The 18,020-nt window shown below is 67.7% G+C and carries 17 protein-coding genes; 2 read left to right on the forward strand and 15 right to left on the reverse strand.

Annotated elements, in window-relative coordinates; all coding sequences use genetic code 11:
• Positions 1-2: 2 nt before the first annotated feature.
• Positions 3-713, forward strand: coding sequence for a tryptophan-rich sensory protein (locus tag EU805_RS06240; RefSeq protein ID WP_129763089.1), 711 nt, complete (start codon positions 3-5; stop codon positions 711-713).
• A 28-nt stretch (positions 714-741) separates the two neighbouring features.
• Here EU805_RS06240 and der read toward each other — a convergent pair whose 3' ends face one another.
• From der to EU805_RS06275, 7 genes are all read right to left on the reverse strand, one after another.
• Positions 742-2,199 carry a ribosome biogenesis GTPase Der gene (gene der, locus EU805_RS06245; RefSeq protein ID WP_129763090.1) on the reverse strand — a complete coding sequence of 486 codons (1,458 nt, stop codon included), beginning with the start codon at positions 2,197-2,199 and terminating at the stop codon, positions 742-744.
• 48 nt (positions 2,200-2,247) lie between these two features.
• Entirely contained in the window at positions 2,248-3,555 is a 1,308-nt protein-coding gene (locus EU805_RS06250) for a PQQ-like beta-propeller repeat protein (RefSeq protein ID WP_242494071.1), read from the reverse strand.
• Positions 3,556-3,571: 16 nt separating this feature from the next.
• The gene (locus tag EU805_RS06255; RefSeq protein ID WP_129763092.1) at positions 3,572-4,270 is read right to left on the reverse strand and encodes a hypothetical protein; all 699 of its coding nucleotides are present in this window, start codon (positions 4,268-4,270) and stop codon (positions 3,572-3,574) included.
• Positions 4,271-4,486: 216 nt separating this feature from the next.
• Positions 4,487-5,680, reverse strand: coding sequence for a multidrug effflux MFS transporter (locus EU805_RS06260; protein WP_129763093.1), 1,194 nt, complete (start codon positions 5,678-5,680; stop codon positions 4,487-4,489).
• Between the two features lie 131 nt (positions 5,681-5,811).
• A complete protein-coding gene (locus EU805_RS06265) occupies positions 5,812-6,153 on the reverse strand; it encodes a hypothetical protein (protein ID WP_129763094.1) in 342 nt (113 codons plus the stop codon).
• Complete coding sequence (locus EU805_RS06270; protein WP_129763095.1) at positions 6,150-7,970, reverse strand: ABC transporter ATP-binding protein/permease; 1,821 nt, start codon at positions 7,968-7,970, stop codon at positions 6,150-6,152. The genes EU805_RS06265 and EU805_RS06270 overlap by 4 nt, the downstream gene beginning before the upstream one ends.
• Before the next feature lie 28 nt (positions 7,971-7,998).
• Positions 7,999-9,951, reverse strand: coding sequence for a LysM peptidoglycan-binding domain-containing protein (locus tag EU805_RS06275; RefSeq protein ID WP_129763096.1), 1,953 nt, complete (start codon positions 9,949-9,951; stop codon positions 7,999-8,001).
• 99 nt (positions 9,952-10,050) lie between these two features.
• Here EU805_RS06275 and EU805_RS06280 point away from each other — a divergent pair, with 99 nt between their 5' ends.
• The gene (locus EU805_RS06280) at positions 10,051-10,605 is read left to right on the forward strand and encodes a TIGR00730 family Rossman fold protein (protein ID WP_129763097.1); all 555 of its coding nucleotides are present in this window, start codon (positions 10,051-10,053) and stop codon (positions 10,603-10,605) included.
• On the opposite strand, the gene rarD is transcribed toward EU805_RS06280, so the two are convergent.
• The 8 genes from rarD to EU805_RS06320 all read right to left on the reverse strand — a co-directional run bounded on the left by rarD (position 10,542) and on the right by EU805_RS06320 (position 17,945).
• Positions 10,542-11,447, reverse strand: coding sequence for an EamA family transporter RarD (gene rarD / locus EU805_RS06285; protein WP_242494072.1), 906 nt, complete (start codon positions 11,445-11,447; stop codon positions 10,542-10,544). The two genes, EU805_RS06280 and rarD, sit on opposite strands and share 64 nt — an antisense overlap.
• Before the next feature lie 170 nt (positions 11,448-11,617).
• On the reverse strand, positions 11,618-12,070 hold the full coding sequence (locus EU805_RS06290; RefSeq protein ID WP_129763098.1) for a host attachment family protein: 453 nt from the start codon (positions 12,068-12,070) through the stop codon (positions 11,618-11,620).
• Positions 12,063-12,284 carry a hypothetical protein gene (locus EU805_RS06295; RefSeq protein WP_129763099.1) on the reverse strand — a complete coding sequence of 74 codons (222 nt, stop codon included), beginning with the start codon at positions 12,282-12,284 and terminating at the stop codon, positions 12,063-12,065. The genes EU805_RS06290 and EU805_RS06295 overlap by 8 nt, the downstream gene beginning before the upstream one ends.
• A gap of 55 nt (positions 12,285-12,339) precedes the next feature.
• A complete protein-coding gene (locus EU805_RS06300; RefSeq protein ID WP_129763100.1) occupies positions 12,340-13,308 on the reverse strand; it encodes a threonine/serine dehydratase in 969 nt (322 codons plus the stop codon).
• A gap of 69 nt (positions 13,309-13,377) precedes the next feature.
• Positions 13,378-13,977, reverse strand: coding sequence for a superoxide dismutase (locus tag EU805_RS06305; RefSeq protein WP_129763101.1), 600 nt, complete (start codon positions 13,975-13,977; stop codon positions 13,378-13,380).
• A gap of 80 nt (positions 13,978-14,057) precedes the next feature.
• Positions 14,058-14,633, reverse strand: a complete 576-nt coding sequence (locus EU805_RS06310) for a sarcosine oxidase subunit gamma (RefSeq protein WP_129763102.1) — start codon at positions 14,631-14,633, stop codon at positions 14,058-14,060.
• Positions 14,626-17,634 (reverse strand): sarcosine oxidase subunit alpha family protein, encoded by a 3,009-nt coding sequence (locus EU805_RS06315; RefSeq protein WP_129763103.1) that lies wholly within the window; start codon positions 17,632-17,634, stop codon positions 14,626-14,628. Before EU805_RS06315 ends, EU805_RS06310 begins: the two co-directional genes overlap by 8 nt.
• The gene (locus EU805_RS06320; RefSeq protein WP_129763104.1) at positions 17,631-17,945 is read right to left on the reverse strand and encodes a sarcosine oxidase subunit delta; all 315 of its coding nucleotides are present in this window, start codon (positions 17,943-17,945) and stop codon (positions 17,631-17,633) included. Before EU805_RS06320 ends, EU805_RS06315 begins: the two co-directional genes overlap by 4 nt.
• Between the last annotated feature and the right edge of the window lie 75 nt (positions 17,946-18,020).

The raw sequence follows: 18,020 nt of genomic DNA on the forward strand, positions 1-18,020 counted from the left end.
GTATGAGACGCCTGATCGCCCCCCTGACCTTGGCCGTGACGCTGGCATTCGCCGTGGCGCCGCTGTTCACGTCCTTCTCGGGGTTCGACGCGACGCAGCTTCCGGTGCCCCAGATCGACCCGCCCGTTCAGCCCGCGGGCTACACCTTCGGGATCTGGGGCCTGATCTACCTGTGGCTCATCGTCTCGGCCGTCTACGGGGTCCTGCGCAAACGCGACGATCCGGCCTGGAATCGCGCGCGGACCCCGCTCTGCGCGTCGCTGGCCCTTGGCGTGCCCTGGTTGTGGATCGCCACGGAAAGCGCGCTTCTGGCGACCTTGTTGATCTGGTTGATGTTGGGCTTCGCGATCCTAGCCCTGTTGCGCGCCTCGCGCGAGAAACGCCTTTTCCTGCGCGCGCCGGTGGCGCTCTACGCCGGCTGGCTGACGGCGGCGAGTTTCGTTTCGCTCGCAACCGTGCTCGCAGGCTACGGGATCGGGATGACGAGTTACGGCTGGGCCTTCGCCGGCATCCTCGGCACGCTGGGGATGGGCATCGTGGTCTACCGGATCCTGCCCGCCCCGCTCTATCTCGCCGCTCTGGTCTGGGCGCTGGTGGGCATCATCGCGGCCAACGGGCTGGAGACCTTCATGGTGACCGCCACGGCGCTGAGCGGCGTGGTCGTTCTGGCCTGCGTCATGGCCGTCTACTTCCCGCGCGACATGCGGCCCTGAGGCGCCCGTCCCGCCCGAATGCCGCGCCTCAGCGGTCGGCGCCGGGCTTCTTCTTGTGCTTGGACAGCCGCGAGGGCTGAGAGGACTTGCGGTCCTTGTAGGGGTTCTTCTCCCCCTGGTCGCGCAAGGTCAGGCGGATCGGCGTGCCGGGCATGTCGAAATCGGTCCGCAATCCGTTCACGAGATAGCGGTTGTAACTGGCCGGAACCAGGTCGGGGTGAGAGGTCATCACAACGAACCCCGGCGGGCGCGTCTTCACCTGCGTGGCGTAGCGCATCTTGATCCGCTTGCCGCCCGGCGCGGGCGGCGGGTGCTGTTCCAGCATCCCCGTCAGCCAGCGGTTCAGCTGAGCGGTCGTCACGCGGCGGTTCCAGGTCTCGTAGACACGCATGACGGCCTGCTGCAGCCGGTCGAGCCCCTTGGCCGTCTTGGCCGAGACCGTCACCAGCGGCGCGCCGCGCAACTGCGGCAGCAGGCGCGCAAATTCCTCTTTCAACTCGCGCAGCTTGTCCTGCTTGTCATCCTCGGTGTCCCACTTGTTCACACCGATCACCACGGCGCGGCCTTCGCGCTCGGCCAGGTCCGCGATGCGCAAATCCTGCTGTTCGAAGGGGATATCGACGTCGAGCAGCACGATCACGACTTCCGCGAACTTCACCGCCCGCAGCCCGTCGCTGACCGAAAGCTTCTCCAGCTTGTCGTTGATCCGGGCCTTCTTGCGCATGCCGGCAGTGTCGAAGATCCGCATCGGCACCCCGCCCCAGTCGGCCTGGACCGAGATCGCGTCGCGGGTGATCCCCGCCTCGGGCCCCGTCAGCAGGCGATCCTCTCCGAGGATCTTGTTGATGAGCGTGGACTTGCCCGCGTTGGGACGGCCCACGACGGCGATCTGCAAAGGCTTCGCTCGGGTCGGAACCGGGGCGGCGTCCTCGTCCTCCTCGCCCACCTCGACATCCGTCTCGGGGGCGTCCTTTTCGGCGCGGGCCTCGAACTGTTCGGCCAGGGGGCGAAGCGCATCCATCAGCTCCCCGATACCCTCGCCGTGCTCGGCGGAGAGGCGGATCGGCTCGCCCAGGCCCAGGGCGTAGGCCTCCAGGATGGTGGCGTCGGCGGCCTTCCCCTCGCCCTTGTTGGCGGCCAGGATCACATGGGCGTTCTTGCGCCGCAGAATGTCGGCGAAGACCTCGTCGGCGGGCAGGACGCCCGCGCGCGCGTCGATCATGAAAAGGCAGACGTCGGCCATCTCGACCGCGCGTTCGGTGAGTGCGCGCATCCGGCCTTGAAGCGAGTCGTCGGTGGCTTCCTCCAGGCCCGCGGTGTCGATCACGGTGAAGCGGATGTCCGCGATCCGGCCCGGGCCTTCGCGCAGGTCGCGGGTCACGCCGGGCTGGTCGTCGACCAGCGCCAGACGCTTGCCCACCAGCCGGTTGAAGAGCGTGGACTTGCCCACGTTGGGCCGGCCCACGAGGGCGAGTGTGAAGGACATGGGCGCGCTCCGATCAAGGTCAGGGGCGAGCCTTACACCCAAGCGCGCTTAACGGAAAGCCAGCAGTTGCCCGTCCTTGCTGACGACGTAGAGCATCCCGTTCGCAAGCGCCGGGGCCGTGGCCGCCCCGCCGGGCAGTTCGATGGACCCGGTGAGCGCGCCAGAGACGGGATCGAAAAGGCGCAACCGTTCGTCGGAAGAGGCCAAGATCAGCCGGCCGCCCGCCATCACCGGCCCGTAATGGGCGTAGACCGTGCGGTCACGGCCCAGAAAACTGCTGGCTTCGGTGAAATCGGGCAAGGTGACGCGCCAGATCGGGTCCCCGGTCGCGGCGTCGAGCCGCAGCAACTGGTTGAGGTCGTTGACCATGAAGATCGATCCGCCCGCGGGCCAGACCGGGCCGGTGGCCCCTTCCTCCGCGGTCCAGATCCGTTCTCCCGTGCCGCGGTTCAAGGCCACGGTCCGGCCCGAGAAGTTGCCGACGTAGACTCTGTCGCCGTCGATCACCGGATCGCCCGCGATGTCGGAGATGTTGCCGACGGCCTGGCCCACGCGGTCGCCGGTGACGATCTGGCTCCACCGTTGCAGGCCGCCTTGCGGGAAGACGCCCACCACCTCGCCCGAGGAGAAGGGATAGACCGCAAGATCGCTGTCGACGGCCGGTCCAGCCCCGCCCGAGTAGGACGAGACCGACGGAATGCCCCGCGTCTGGTGACGGATGCGGCCGGTATCGACCTCCAGCGCCCAGGCGCGGCTGTCGCGACCGATGACGTGGACGAGATCACCCATGACCGTGGGGGCGGAGGTGCCCGGCGCGTCGATGTCCTGGGTCCAGTATTCGCCGCCCGTGGCGGGATCGAGTGCCACCAGCCGACCGAATCCGGTCGAGGCAAAGAGCCGCCCGGCCCCGAAGGCAAGGCCGCCCCCCGACGCATCGGTCGGCCGTTGAAGTGGCGGGACTAGCTGGGTCGACCAGACCCGCTCTCCGCCGACGGTGGTGGCGGTCACGCCGCTCGTGGCATCCATCGTGTAGACCATGCCGTTCGCCACGATGGGATCGGCGGTGATGCGGGTGCCGCGGCTTTCGCCCGCCCCGATCGGAACCGCGAAGGCGAGCGACGGGGACTGCGACAGGGTCGCCTGCGGCGTCGCATGATCGGCGGCACCGTTGCGGTGCGTCCATTCGGCCCGCGCCTGCGGGGCGGGCAGCGCAATCGGCAAAGCGCGGTTCACCTCGACCGCGTCGTCGCGGATCGGCTCGCGCAGCCCGGGCAGGTCGATATCGTCCTCGCCGCAGGCGTTCAGCGCAAGCAGCAGTAGAATTGTGGCGCTCAGTCGGGTGGGTATTGACGTCAAAACGCACGCCTTTCGATCATTCACTGTTCGACCCCGCATCAAGCGTGAGGTCCGCGGCAGGGGCCGCCGTGTCGGGCAGTTCCGCTCCAAGCGCCACCATCAGGGTTTGCACGCGATCCCGCAAGCCTCGGGTGACGCTCGCATCCTGAAGGACGGCGGTCAGTTGCTCGACGGCGGCGTCACGGTCGCCCGCGGCCAGGTTCATCAGCGCCAACTGCTCCTGTGCCAGAAGCGAGAAGGTCTGCCCGGGCTGCGCCAGCCGCTCGAAGGTCTGGCGGCGGGCGTCATCGCTCAGCCCCTCGTCCAGGGCCGCGGCCTTGAAGGCGGCGAGGTCGCGGTAGACCTGCGGCAGGTCCCCTTCCGTCGCCAGACGCTCCAGCGTCTGCGCGGCCTCGGCCGGCTGGCCGGTTTCCTGCTGGATCGAGGCAAACAGCAGATCGGACACCGCCCCGGCGGAGCCATCGAGCGAAAGTTGCGACAGCGCCTCGGCCCGCGCCTCGGGGTCGTTCTCCTCGAGCGCGGCCAGCACCGCATCGCCGGCGGCCTGCGCCGCCGCACGGTCGCGGGCCTTGGTATATTCGAACCAGGCCGCACCGCCCACCAGCAGGACGACCGCGAGCACCGCAATCCAGCCGAAGCGCTTGAGCAGGCCGAACAGGCGTTCGCGCCGAACTTCTTCGGTCACTTCATTGATGAAGCTGTCGGTCTCGCTCATGCCGCCTCCTGCGGGGTCCGTGGCGGACCGCTGTCGTTCGGGCGCTTCATAACGTGATCGGTCGAGATTTGCCAAGGGGCGCGTGCCGGAGCGGGGCGGGATCCGCCACGCGGGCGGCGGGCATCGCAGGGGTCGTCGAACGCGGTCCGTCTGGACCCCCGCCAACGGCGGCAAAGCCCCCTCCCCCGAAACATCCCGCTCCAGGGGCGCATCGGCCTAGATGGCGACCTCTGTTTCATGCACGCGACCCAGCGTCAGCACCGCCAGCGCCAGCGCGCAAAGCGCGCAAAGCGCGATCCCCGCGATCATCGGCGTGGCCGTGCCATCGAAGAAAAGGCCCGTGACCACGATCATCGCGCCACCGGTGACCATCTGCAGCGTGCCGCCCAGTGACGAGGCCAGGCCCGCGATGCGACCATGCGGATCCAGCGCCATGACCATCGTCGCGGGCACCACGACGCCAAGGCAGGCGTTGGCGCAGAACAGGAAGGCCACGATCACGTAGAGGTTCGCACCCAACGTCAGGGTGATCGCGAAAAGGGCCACCGAGAACCCGGCGAATCCCATGACGCCCCAACGCATCAGCGGCACGATGCCGACCCGCTCTCCCAGCGGGCCCGCGACCTGGCTTGCCGCAAAGAAGCCGATGGCATTGATCGCGAAGGCCAGGCTGAAGCCGGTGGGCGTCAGGCCGAATTGCTCGACGTAGACGAAGGAGGCGCTGGCGATGAAGACGAAGAAGCTCGCCATCCCGAAGCCGCCGATGAAGGTCAGCCCCATGAAGACCGGATCGCGAAAGAGCGTGGCCGCCCCTGCGCGCAGATGGGCGAAGTCGATCGGCTCTCGTTGGTCGGCGGGGCGCGTCTCGGGCAAGGCGGTGGCGGTCAGCACGAGTGACAGCGCGGCAGCGCCCCCCAGCACCCAGAAGATCAGACGCCAGTCGCCGAAGGCGATCAGCCCCGCCCCCGCGAGCGGTGCCAGCATCGGCGAGACCGAGATCACCAGCATCACCAGCGCCATCATCTTGGTCGCCGCCGTGCCGGTGTGCATGTCGCGGATCACCGCGCGCGGAATGACCATCAGCACCGCGCCGCCGATCCCCTGCACCGCGCGGCCCAGCACCAGCATGCCGATGCTGCCCGCCATGGCGCAGACGACCGATCCCCCGATGAAGATGGCGAGACCCGCGAACAGCGGCACCTTGCGGCCCGCCTGGTCCGACCAGGGGCCGTAGAAGAGCTGTGCCAACCCGAAGGCCACGAAATAGCTGGTCAGCGTCAGCTGCGCCGCCGTCTCCTCGACCCCGAGCGAGGCGGCGAGCCCCGGAAGCGCGGGCAGATACATGTCGATCGCGAAGGGACCGACGGCAGAGAGAAGGCCAAGCACGAGGGCGGCACGCAGGAGAGACATTTCGGATCTTTCAGTCAGGATGCCCGCCCGTTACGCCGATCTTCCGGCGCTGGCAATGTCGGGTCCCGGCAGGTCGTGCTGTGCGCCGGTGCAAAGGTGGACGTCAGCCGCGCGAGATTCGCAGGCCGGTGTCAGCCGCTGCCACGGGCCTGCGCGTCCGCGTCCAGATCGGCCCACCAACCAGCGTAGGAGGTGTTCTTCGGGTGCTTACCGCCTTCGTCCGGCGCGCCGTCGTCCCACCACACGGGACCGCGCTCGCCCAAGGCGCGCTTGGCGGCATCGACCGCCGCGCGGGCGTCGCGGGTAGCCTCCTCCGTGTCGGCCTGGCCCACGGCGCGACGGGCCTGCATCAGCCGCTTCACCGCCGCGCGGCGGGTGGTGTCGTCAAGCGATGGGTCGGTCTTGCGCCACAGCCGGGACTTGGCCACGAAATAGCGCCCGTCCGGCGTCTCGGGATAGTCCTTCCGGCTCATGCGGCTTCCTGTTCCTGCCGGCTCCAGAGCTGCGCGTAACGGCCCCCTTCGGCCAAAAGCGCATCGTGGGTGCCCTGTTCGACGATCACCCCGTCTTCGAGCACGACGATCCGGTCGGCGTCCTGGATCGTCGACAGCCGGTGCGCGATGGTCAGCACCGTGCGTCCCCGGCCCATGGTGCGCAGTTCCGACTGGATCCCGCGCTCCGTGTCGGTGTCGAGCGCGCTCGTGGCCTCATCCAGCAGCAGGATGGGCGGGTTCTTCAAAAGCGTGCGTGCGATGCCCACGCGCTGCTTCTCGCCGCCCGAGAGCTTCAGCCCGCGCTCCCCGACGGTGGTGTCGTAGCCGTCGGGCAAGGACATGACGAAATCGTGGATCTTGGCGGCCCGGGCGGCGGCGCGGATCTCGGCCTCGGTCGCGTCGGGACGGCCGTAGGCGATGTTGTAGTGGATCGTGTCGTTGAACAGCACCGTGTCTTGCGGCACCACCCCGATCTGGGCGTGAAGGCTGTCTTGGGTCACGTCGCGCACGTCCTGCCCGTCGATCAGCACCGCACCGCCCGTCACGTCGTAGAACCGGAACAGAAGCCGCCCGATGGTGGACTTCCCCGCCCCCGAAGAGCCCACGATCGCCACCGTCTGCCCCGGCTCCAGGGTCAGGTCCACGCCCTTGAGGATCGGGCGAGCGGGGTCGTAGCCGAAGTGGACATCGTGCAGCTCGACCCGCCCGCCGGTGACATGCAACGTCGTGGCGCCGGGCTTGTCCTGCACCTCGGCAGGCTGTTCGAGCAGATCGAACATGTCGCCCATGTCGATCAGCGCCTGACGGATTTCGCGGTAGACGGTGCCGAGGAAGTTGAGCGGCATGGTGATCTGGATCATGTAGGCGTTGACCAGCACGAAGTCCCCTACCGTCAATGCCCCGTTCGACACGCCGACGGCCGCCATGACCATCACCGCCACGAGGCCCGCGGTGATGATGAAGGACTGCCCGAAGTTCAGAAAGGCGAGACTTACGTTGGTGCGGATCGCCGCCGTTTCGTATTGCTTCATCGCGCTGTCGTAGCGCGCGGCCTCCAGCCGTTCGGCGCCGAAGTACTTCACCGTCTCGAAGTTCAGCAGGCTGTCGATCGCCTTCTGGTTGGCGTCTGTGTCCTGCTCGTTCATCACCTTGCGGATCTTCACGCGCCATTCGGTCACGCGGAAGGTGAAGGTGACATAGGCCACGATGGTCAGACCCACGACCACCAGGTACCAGACGTCGAACATGAAAAAGAGCACGACGGAGATCATCAGAAGCTCCAGCAGGAGCGGTCCGATGCTGAACAATAAGAACCGCAGCAGGAACTCGACCCCCTTCACGCCGCGCTCCATCACGCGGGAAAGCCCGCCGGTCCTGCGGGTGATGTGGTAGCGCATCGACAGGCGGTGGATATGGGTGAAGGTCTGCAGCGCCAGCGCCCGCAGCGCACGCTGTCCCACCGGCGCGAAGAGCACGTCGCGCGTCTGCTGGAAGCCCACGTTGGCCAGCCGGGTGAGCCCGTAGATCACCGTCAGCGCCACGGCCCCGAGGCCGATCAGCCACAGATCGTCCCGCGCCTCCCCCGAGAGGGTGTCGACGGCGGCCTTGTAGAAGAACGGCGTGCCCACGGCGATGATCTTGGCCATGACGAGGACCGAGATCGCGGCCACCACGCGCACCTTGATCCCCCGCTCGCCCTCGGGCCAGAGGTAGGGCAGCACCCGGCGGATCACGTTCCAGCCCTGAATGCGTGCCGTGGGGTCGAAATTGGCGTCCGTCTTGGTCAGTCTGCGCATCTGGGGTCCCGGTCGGCGAACCACCAACCTAAGGGGAGGTGCGGGGATTACCAGCGCGATCGGCCTCGGGCATGACGAAGACCTGCCCGGGATAGATCAGGTCCGGGTCGCGGATCAGGTCGGCATTCGCCTCGTAGATCGCCACGTACATCATACCGTCGTCGAAGCGATCCGTCGCAAAGGCCCAGAGCGTGTGTCCCGGCTGCACGGTGCGGGTGTCGATCTGCTGGACGGCGCCCCCCCCTTCGCGCAGGGCCCGGACCTGCGCGGGATCCTCCTTGAGGAAGGGCGTCTCGATCCGGCTCTCGACCTGACCGTCCGCCCCGATCTGGTCGATGCGCAAGGTATAGGTGCCCGGATCGACCTGCGGCAGCTCGGTCTGCCAGCCGCCGTCGGGCAACATCGGGCTTTGACTGACGGGCCGGTTGTCGAGGTAGATGCGCAATTCTCCCACGCCGGGGCCGCGTCCGGTCAGCCGCACCTCCCCGCTGTCGTCGTAGCTGATCGCATCAAGCGAGACGGTGGGCGTGGGCCGCGGCGCGCCGGTCGTGCGCACCCCGTCGGCGGAGACGATGAGGCTGGGCGCCGCACCGAGCGCGGGGCTGGCGCCGCCCGTGCCCGCCCCCGTGCCGCCCGGTTGCGCCGTGGCGGCATCGTCCGGTTCGACGGTGCTCGACGCCGTGCTGTCCGATGCGCCTCCGAGATCCGCCTCTTCCGTTTGCGCGGGTGCCATGCTGCCGTCCGGCGCGCGGGTCAGAACACCTTCGCCGGGCTCCGGCATGCGGGTATCGGCCAGATCGGTCGTGGGCGGCGCATCGCGCGGGCCTCCGCCCTCCTCGTCGGTGGCCTGCGGGGATGTGTCGTCCTCTGAGGACCTCCGATCCTCGCTGTCCGCGGTCCCCTCCCCGGGCGTGGCCCGCACGCCTTCGACGGTTCCTCCCGCGGAATCGGTGTCGTCGGCGGGCGCACCCACGACCTCGTCGGTCGCGGCCAGGTCAAAGGTGTCCGCATCGATCCCGGCGATATCTATGTCGTCGCCCGCATCGGTCACCCGAAGGTCCGCAGGTTCCTCGCCCGCGTCCGCGACCGCTGTCTCGTCCGCCGTCGCATCAATAGAAGCCGGACCATCGGTGGCCGGGCCGCTGGCGGCAGACCCGTCCGTGGCCGCTGTGCCTGGTGCGGTTCCTGCCCCCGCCATATCGTTCGACGTGCTGTCTCCCGTTCCGCCTCCCACCGTCCCCGCCTCGGCAAGGGCTGTCGGTGCGCCGTCGACGGCATCGGCATCGGCATCGGCATCGGCATCGGCATCGGCATCGGCATCGGCATCGGCATCGGCATCGGCATCGGCATCGGCATCGGAGCCCAAGCCGCCGCCGGCATCCCCGTCAACCGATTCCCCTTGCGGCGGTTCGGTCCCGCCCGCCTCGCTTGACGAATCGGCGGAGGCAATCCGCGTGTCGTCCGGGGCGGGTGCGGCCCCCCTGCCCGGCTGCACCAGGATCGTGTCGCTGCCGGCCGTCTGTCCGTCGACCTCGAAGGTCAGGGCACGGGGGCGATCGGCGGCCGGGATCTGCGGAAAGCCCGCGAAGGCGCCGGCGGCGTCGGCGGTCAGGGTCTCGATCTCCTCCCCGTCGAGCAGGACGCGGACCTTCGCGCCCGGGGCCGTCCGGCCCGCGACGGTCGCGGACCCGCCGGGGCCGAGCTCGAAATAATCGACCGCGGCAGGAACCGGCGCCGGGGCCTCTGGCACCTCGGGTGTCCGGACGGGCGCACCCTTTTGCTCACCCGCTTGTACGTCCGTTTCCGGGTCGACCGTGGTCTCGGGCAGTGCAGTGGTCGCGGGTCCTCCCGCGGCAAGCGTGTCTTGGGGCTGCGTCTGCCCGTCCGAGAATAGCCCGCGCTGGCCCAGCACGATCGCCAGCACGGCAAGGGCGGCGGCGATGGCGGCACCTCTGGCCAGGATCCGGTTGTTCCGCGTCATCTCGTCCCTTGTCAAATCGGCCCGTCGACCACAGGCTGTGGCATCGTAGCAAGGGTTTTGCCCGACCGATAGCCCGCCCCCCCGAAATGGAGTGTTCCCGTGGCCCTTTCCTCCTCCGTCTGCGTCTACTGCGGCAGCCGTGACGGCGACGATCCCGCCTTCGCAGCCCTGGCCGAGGCCACGGGAGCGCTCATTGCCGCGAATGGCTGGCGGCTGGTCTACGGCGCGGGCGACGTCGGCCTGATGGGTCGTGTCGCGCGGGCCACGCAAGCGGCGGGCGGGGCCACCATGGGGGTCATCCCGCAACACCTGCTGGACTGGGAGGTCGGCAAGCGCGATCTCGATACCTTCGTCGTCACCGAGACGATGCACGAACGCAAGAAGGTCATGGTGATGAACGCGCAGGCCATCGTGGTGCTGCCGGGCGGGGCCGGATCGCTCGACGAGTTCTTCGAAGTGCTGACCTGGCGCCAGCTTGGTCTGCACGACAAGCCGATCTTCGTGGTGAACCAAGGCAGCTACTGGGATCCCTTGGTGGCGCTGCTCGATCACGTGGTGGCCCATGGCTTCGCGGGCGCCGAGACGCGTGGCTACGTCACCGTCGTGACGGGCGTGACCGCGCTGGAGGACGCCCTGCGTCGCGCCCTGTCCTGACGCATGGCCGACAGCGAATAAAGCGCCAGCGCCGCCCAGATCAGCGGAAAGGCAATGGCGTGCCACGGCGTGATCGGGTTGGCGAAGAACAGCACCGCGCAACCGAACTGCAACGTCGGGTTGAGGTATTGCACCAGCCCGATGGTCGACAGCCGGACCCGCTGCGCCGCATAGCTGAACAGGATGAGCGGCAACCCCGTCAGCGGCCCCGAGGCCATGAGCAGCGCGTGGGTCTGCCATCCCGTCCCGCCTTCGAGGCTGGTGGAGAAAAAGACGAGGTAGGCGAAAGCGAAAGGCGCGATCAGCAGGACCTCGGCCGTGACGGACTGGATCGCGCCCAGGGTCAGGCCCTTCTTCACCACCCCGTAGGCGCCGAAGGTCAGCGCCAGCGACAGCGCAATCCACGGCGGCACACCCAGACCGATCGTCAGCACGGTGACGGCCACGCCCGCCAACCCCACGGCCACCGCCTGCGCCCGGCTCAACAGCTCGCCGAAGAAGATCCGCCCCAGCACGACCGAGACCAGCGGAAAGATGTAATACCCCAGCGAGGCCTGAAGCCCGTTGCCGATCGAGATCGAATAGATGAACCCGAGCCAGTTGAGCGAGATCATGAACCCCGCGAAGGCCACGGTGACAAGCGTTCGGACATCCCGCAGTGCCGACAGCGAGGCGCGCAGACGCCCCTGTAGCCCCAGGATCGCGACGAAGAAGACCAGCGACCAGAGCGATCGGTAGGACAGCACCTCCAGCGGAGGTATGTCGGACAGCAACCAGTAGAACAGGGGCGAAAGCCCCCAGATCGTGCAGGCCGCGACCATGGCGGCTATTCCCCGGGCCATCGCGGATCTCCTTTGCGCCTTGGTGGCGTGGATCACGCGGAGGCGCAAGCGAAAGGGCCGCCCCGGGGAAAGGCGGCCCCTTGCAGGCCATTCGCGAAGATCGAGCGATATCACGCAGCAGGCGCAGGCGAAGCGCAGCGTCGCGAAGACGCCCGTTGCCCTACACCGTCTCAGCCCGCCAGTTCGGACTTCACGATTTTCTCGATGTCCTGAACCGGATGGTTGGTGAGCGTCTTGTCGATCTCGCCCACCACCTTGTCGGAGACTTCCTGGTGCAGCTTGTCGCGCAGCTCACCCAGGACCGACGGTGCCGCCACGAGAACGATCTCCTTGAACCTGCCCTTGTGGGCCCGCTCGTAGAGCATGTCGGCAAGATCCGCGGCGAAGCGGTCCTTGGCCAACTCGTGCCAGTCGGTGTCGTCGTAGGCGCTCTTGCCGGGGCCGGCGCTTTGGCCCACGCGGCCCGGACGATTGGCGGATTGGTCGATGTCCTTGGGGTTGTCCTGCTCTTCCTTGCGGATCACCTCGAGGTTCGGATCCTCGCCGTCGGTCACGTTGCGCAGGAACAGGGCCTTCTCACCGTCGGCGACGACGACCCAAGCGTCGTTGTTGAGTTTAGTCATCGCGCGTATCCGTGCCGGTTGCGATCTTGTCGGACTTGCGGGCGTCCGTCGTGGTGTCGGGGCTGTCCATGACGCGGTCTTCCTCGTCACGCTTGCCGACGCGGCGTCCCAAGGCACCACCGTCGGTGCCGGCCTTGTCGGGGGCTTCGGGGGGATTACCGATCAGCTCTTCGGTTTCGCTGCGGCCATCCTTCGATTTCAGGCGCTCTGCCATTGTGCTACCTCCTTGGTTCTGGAGGACCAACGGCTGCCGCGCGCCGGGGTTCCGTTCAGCCGATCAGGCTTTGCCACCGTTGGAGCGAGATGTTCGACCCGCAGGCGATGATCCCCACGCGGCGTCCGGCCAGATCCTGCGCCAACGGACCGCAGAGAGCGGCAAGGCTGGCCGCGCAGGCCGGTTCCGCCACCAGGCGCAGGTGATCCATGTAGAGACGCATCGCCGCGCGCATCTGGTCGTCGGTCACATGCACCATCCGGTCCACGTGGGCCTGCGCCACGGCAAAACTCATGGGCATCGCCGTGGGCGCGCTCAGGCTGTCTGCTATCGTGTCGATCCGCTCAAGCCGTTGCGGCGCGCCCGCGGCAAGGCTGCGCGTCAGGCTGTCGGCCCCGACGGGTTCGACCCCGATGATCGTCGCGGAGGGGCGCAGCAGCTTGACGGCCCGCGCGATCCCGGAAATCAGCCCGCCGCCGCCCACCGGCACCACGAAGGTGTCGAGGTCCGGTGCCTGGGACAGGTATTCCGCGCCGCAGACCGCGGCCCCAAGGGTCATGTGCGCGCCTTCGAAGGGATGCATCATGCCGCGCCCCTCCTCCGCCACGACGCGGTCCATCTCTGCGAAGGCCGCGGGCATGTCGTCGTGCAGGCTGACTTCGGCCCCCATCGTGCGGCAGCCGTCGATCCGCAAGGGATCGACGCTGCGGGGCATGGCGATGCGCGCCGAAACGCCCGCCGCCTGCGCGGCCCAGCTGACCGCCAGCGCGTGGTTGCCGCCGGAGGCCGCGACGACGCCCGCCGCCTTCTCCTCCGGGCCAAGGGCCTGGATCCCAAGGTAGGCCCCCCGCGCCTTGAAGCTGCCGGCCTGCTGGAAAAGCTCCAGCTTGACGGTCACCTGCGCGCCCTCCGGCAGATGTGGCCGCAACCGGTCCGATCCGAGCGACAACACGGGGGTACGGATCGTGGCGTCCGCAAGCGTGGCTGCGGCGGTTTTGATCTTGGCCAGGGTGGGACCGGTCATGGGCTCGTCTCCAACGAAAAAGGCCCGCGCCGGGGCACGGGCCTTTCCTTAACTGGATCGCGGCGCGGATTACATCCGGCTGGCGACGTTTTCCCAGTCGACCAACTCCTTGAGGAAGTTGTCGAGGTAGGCGGGACGCGCGTTGCGATGGTCGAGGTAGTAGGCGTGCTCCCACACGTCACAGCCCAGCAGCGCGGTCTGGTTGTAGCACAGCGGGTTGATGCCGTTGGCGGTGTTCGTCACCTTCAGGCCGCCGTCGGCGTCCTTGACAAGCCAGACCCAGCCGGAGCCGAACTGGCCGCCACCCTTGGTCTTGAACTCTTCCATGAACTTGTCGGTGGAGCCGAAGCTGTCGGTGATGGCCTTTTCCAGCTCACCCGGCATCTTGCTGTCGGAGGGCGACATCATTTCCCAGAACTGGCAGTGGTTCCAGTACTGCGACGCGTTGTCGAACAGGCCCGACTGCGTCACCGAGGAGCTGTCGAAGGTGCCCTTGACGATCTCCTCGATGGACTTGCCGTCCCACTCGCTGCCCTTGACCATGTCGGCGGTCTTGGTGGCGTAGGCGTTGTGGTGCTTGTCGTGGTGGTATTCCAGCGTCTCCTTCGACATGCCCTTGGAGGCGAGCGCGTCGTGGGCGTAGGGAAGGTCGGGAAGTTCGAAAGCCATGATTTGGGCCCCTTCATCTGGTTTGGTCTCGCGCGTCATAGAAGCGCGATTGCTCACCGCGTCAACCCGACCCCCGCCCTTTAGGTTCCGCGCGGAAAGTGCCCCACCGGACCGGCCTTGGCGGAAGCGGCCAGCAGATCGAAGGCGTAGTCCGCGACCGAGCGGAAACAGATGACCCGCGCGCTGGTCTCGTCCTCCAGCCAGAAGCCCGCCGCGATCTGTCCCAGCCGCGTGCGCACCACGGTGCCGGGTTTCAGCACATCGGGGTGCAGATCGACGGGGGCAAGCTTGGCCAGCACCTCGCGCAGGAACGGCCCTTCCACCGCCAGCACGGCGCGCGCATCCGAGACGTCGACCGCCAGGTGGTGCAGATCCTTCGCCCCTTTCGCAAAGCGGTCCATCCGGTCGGCGACCTCTCCGTAGGGGACCAGCAGCAGAAGCTCGTCCGGCGACATCCACAGGGCAGAGGTGCCGTCCCGCGTCGTCATCGACAGCGATTCCGGGACCTTGCCGCCGGTGACGGCCTTCACCGCCGCGGCCAAGCGCGCGTCCGACAGGTCCCCCCGGACCGAGATCATGCCCTGCAGGCCCGCGTCCCGGACCTGCACCGATCCATGCGTCTCGCGGTTCATCAATGCGGTTACGGCATCAGACATTCTGCTTCTCCCCATCCTTGTCGTAGAAGACCGGATCGACGATCCGCGCCTCCTGCAGACCGCCGGAGGTCGTGGTGAAGCCGATCACCTCTCCCATCCGGTTGGGCCCATCCTTCACCAGCCCCATGGCGATGCCGCGGTCCAGCGTGGGCGAGTAGTAGGTGGACGTCACCCGCCCCTGCACGTTGCGCTGGTCGTTGGCATTCTCGCCCTCCTCGGGGGCATAGGCGCCGTCTTCCAGCACCGTCCCGTCGGTGGTCTCGAGCCCGACGAGCTTCCAGCGGTGCGGATCCTGCATGTGATCGCGCATCTGGCCCCGCTTGCCCAGGAAATCGGTCTTCTTCTTCGAAATCGCCCAGTGCAGTCCAAGGTCCTGCGGAATGATCGTCCCGTCGGTTTCGTCACCGATCATGATGAAGCCCTTCTCGGCCCGCAGGACGTGCAGCCCTTCGGTGCCGTAGGGCATCACGCCCAGGTCCTTGCCCTCGCGCCAGAGGATGTCCCAGAAGGCGCGGCCCTGGCTTGCGGGCACGGCGATCTCGAACGACAACTCGCCGCTGAAGCTGATGCGGAAGACCCGTGCGCGGATGCCCGCGATCGTGCCCTCGACCCACTGCATGAAGGGCAAGGCCTCCCTGGACAGGTCGATGTCGCTTTCCAGCTTCTGCAACAGGCGACGCGCCTTGGGGCCGACGACCGCGACCTGCGCGTATTGCTCGGTCACGTTGGTGACGTAGACGTTCCAGTCCCACCATTCGGTCTGCAGCCAGTCCTCCATGTGGGCGTGAACGCGTTCGGCCCCGCCGGTGGTGGTATGGCACAGCCAGGTCTGCTCATCGAGCCGTGCCACGACGCCGTCGTCCATCAGGAAGCCGTTCTCGCTGCACATCAGGCCGTAGCGGCATTTCCCCACGGCGAGGTTCGACATCATGTTCGTGTAGAGCATGTCCATGAACCGGCCCGCGTCGGGCCCCTTCACGATGATCTTGCCCAAGGTGCTGGCATCCAGCAGACCCACGTTCTCGCGGGTGTTCTTCACCTCGCGGTTGACGGCGGCGTGAAGGTCCTCGTCGCCGCGGGGATAGGCATAAGGGCGGCGCCAGTGGCCGACGGGTTCGAATTCCGCGCCGTTGTCCACGTGCCAGCCGTGGATCGGGGTGCGTCGGACGGGCTGGAACAGCTCGTCGCGCGCGACACCGGTGATCGCGGCCAGGGGCAGCGGCGTGTAGGGCGGACGGAAGGTGGTGGTGCCGACCTGCGGGATCTCTTTATCCAGCGCATCAGAAAGCGTCGCGATGCCGTTGATATTACTCAATTTCCCCTGGTCCGTCGCCATGCCGAGTGTGGTATAGCGCTTGGTATGCTCGACGCTTTCGAAACCTTCCTGCGCCGCAAGCTGGACGTCCGACACCTTCACGTCGTTCTGGTAGTCGAGCCACATCTTCGCGCGCTTCTCGTAGGGGGCCAGCGCGGGCATCAGCCAGATCGGCTCCATCGCGGCTTCGACGGCGCATTCGCCCTGAGGCGCCGCGCCGATCTTCTTGTCGAAGCCCAGATCGCGCACCGCTTGCTTTCCGGCGGCGAAACCGTCGGCGATCGCCTCGGCGGTGTAGAGGTGACCATTCGCGGTGCCGGCGGCGCGCACGAAGCCGTTCCCGTCCGCGCCACGCGGCGGTTGCGCGGGATCGGGCCGGTACATCGCCTGCTCGGCATCCCAGATCAGCTTGCCGCCGCAGTGCGACCACAGGTGGACCACCGGCGACCAGCCGCCGGACATGGCGACGCAATCGCAGGCAATCTCCTCGATCTTCCCGCCGGAGCCTGCCTGATCGCAGGTGACGACACCCGTGACGCGCTTGCCGCCCTGCACTTCGGCGATGGCGCGACCGGTCTCGATCCGGATACCACGGGCGCGGGCCCGCTCGGGCAGTTCGCCGTCCGCCTTGGCGCGCGCATCGAGGATCACCGGAACGCTCAAGCCCGCGTCGACCAGGGCCAGCGCGGTGCGGTAGGCATCGTCGTTGTTGGTCACCAAGACCGTCCGCTCACCCACGGCCACGCCGTAGTTCACGACGTAGTCGCGCAGCGCACTTGCAAGAAGAACACCCGGCACATCGTTGTAAGGAAAAGACAAAGGACGTTCGATCGCGCCCGTCGCGGTGACGATGCGACCCGCCCGGACGCGCCACAGCCGCTGTCGCGGTCCGTCGGATTTCGCCAGGTGATCGGTCAGCTGCTCGTTGCACAGCGCATAGCCGTGGTCGTAGACGCCCGCGCATTGGGTGCGGGTGCGCATGGTCACGTTGGGCATCTCGTCCAGGGTCGAGAGCGTCGTGTCGATCCAGTCCTGGGCATCCTGCCCGTCAATACGCGGCTGATCCACGATCCCGCGCCCGCCCCAGTGGGCCGACTGCTCGACCAGCAGCACGCGCGCGCCGGTCTTGGCCGCTGCCAGCGCCGCGGCAAGGCCCGACAGGCCCCCGCCCGCGACGAGGACGTCGACGGTGGTGTTGAAATGCTCGTAGGTGTGATCGTCCGCCGTCTCGGGGGCCGCACCAAGGCCCGCGGACTTGCGGATGATCGGCTCGTAGACGTGCTTCCAGAAGGCGCGCGGCTGGATGAAGGTCTTGTAGTAGAAACCCGCCGGCAGGAAACGCGAAAGCTTGTTGTTGATCACGCCCACGTCGAATTCGAGGCTCGGCCAGTGGTTCTGGCTTTTCGCGACGAGCCCGTCGTAGAGCGGCACCTGCGTGACGCGGTGGTTCGGCTCCTGCCGGTCGCCGCGACCCAGTTCGACCAGCGCGTTGGGCTCTTCCGCGCCGGAGGCCACGACGCCGCGCGGGCGGTGGTACTTGAACGACCGGCCCAGCAGGATCTGGTCGTTCCCCATCAGCGCCGAGGCCAGCGTATCGCCGGAATAGCCGCGCATCCGCTTGCCGTTGAAGGTGAAGTGAACGGGCCGGTTCTTGGCGATCAGGCGGCCGTGGTTGGTCAATCTCATGCCTGGCTCTCCTGTGCGGCGCGGATCGCTTCGGTGATATGCGCTGGGGGTTCGGTGGTCTGGGCGGAATAGGTGCCGTAGACCTGCAGTGTCGCGGTATTGCGCGCCGCGAGGAACCACTTGCCGCAGCCGTAGACATGACGCCACCGCTCGAAATGGACGCCCTTGGTGTTGCGCCGCATGAACAGATACTGCTCGAAGGCCGCCGCGTCCGCCTCGGGGCCGACGCGTTTGAGATGCGCCTCGCCGCCTGCGTGCAGGTCGGTTTCGTCCACGTCGCGCTGGCAATAGGGACAGTGCAGGATCAGCATGAGAACCTCGTGACAAAGCATTGATCAGACAGGCGAAAGCCGCGCAGACCCCTAGGGCCTGCGCGGTTGGTCGCG

Origin of the sequence: Salipiger sp. IMCC34102 (assembly GCF_004145405.1) — a bacterium.
Taxonomy (GTDB): Bacteria; Pseudomonadota; Alphaproteobacteria; order Rhodobacterales; family Rhodobacteraceae; genus Loktanella.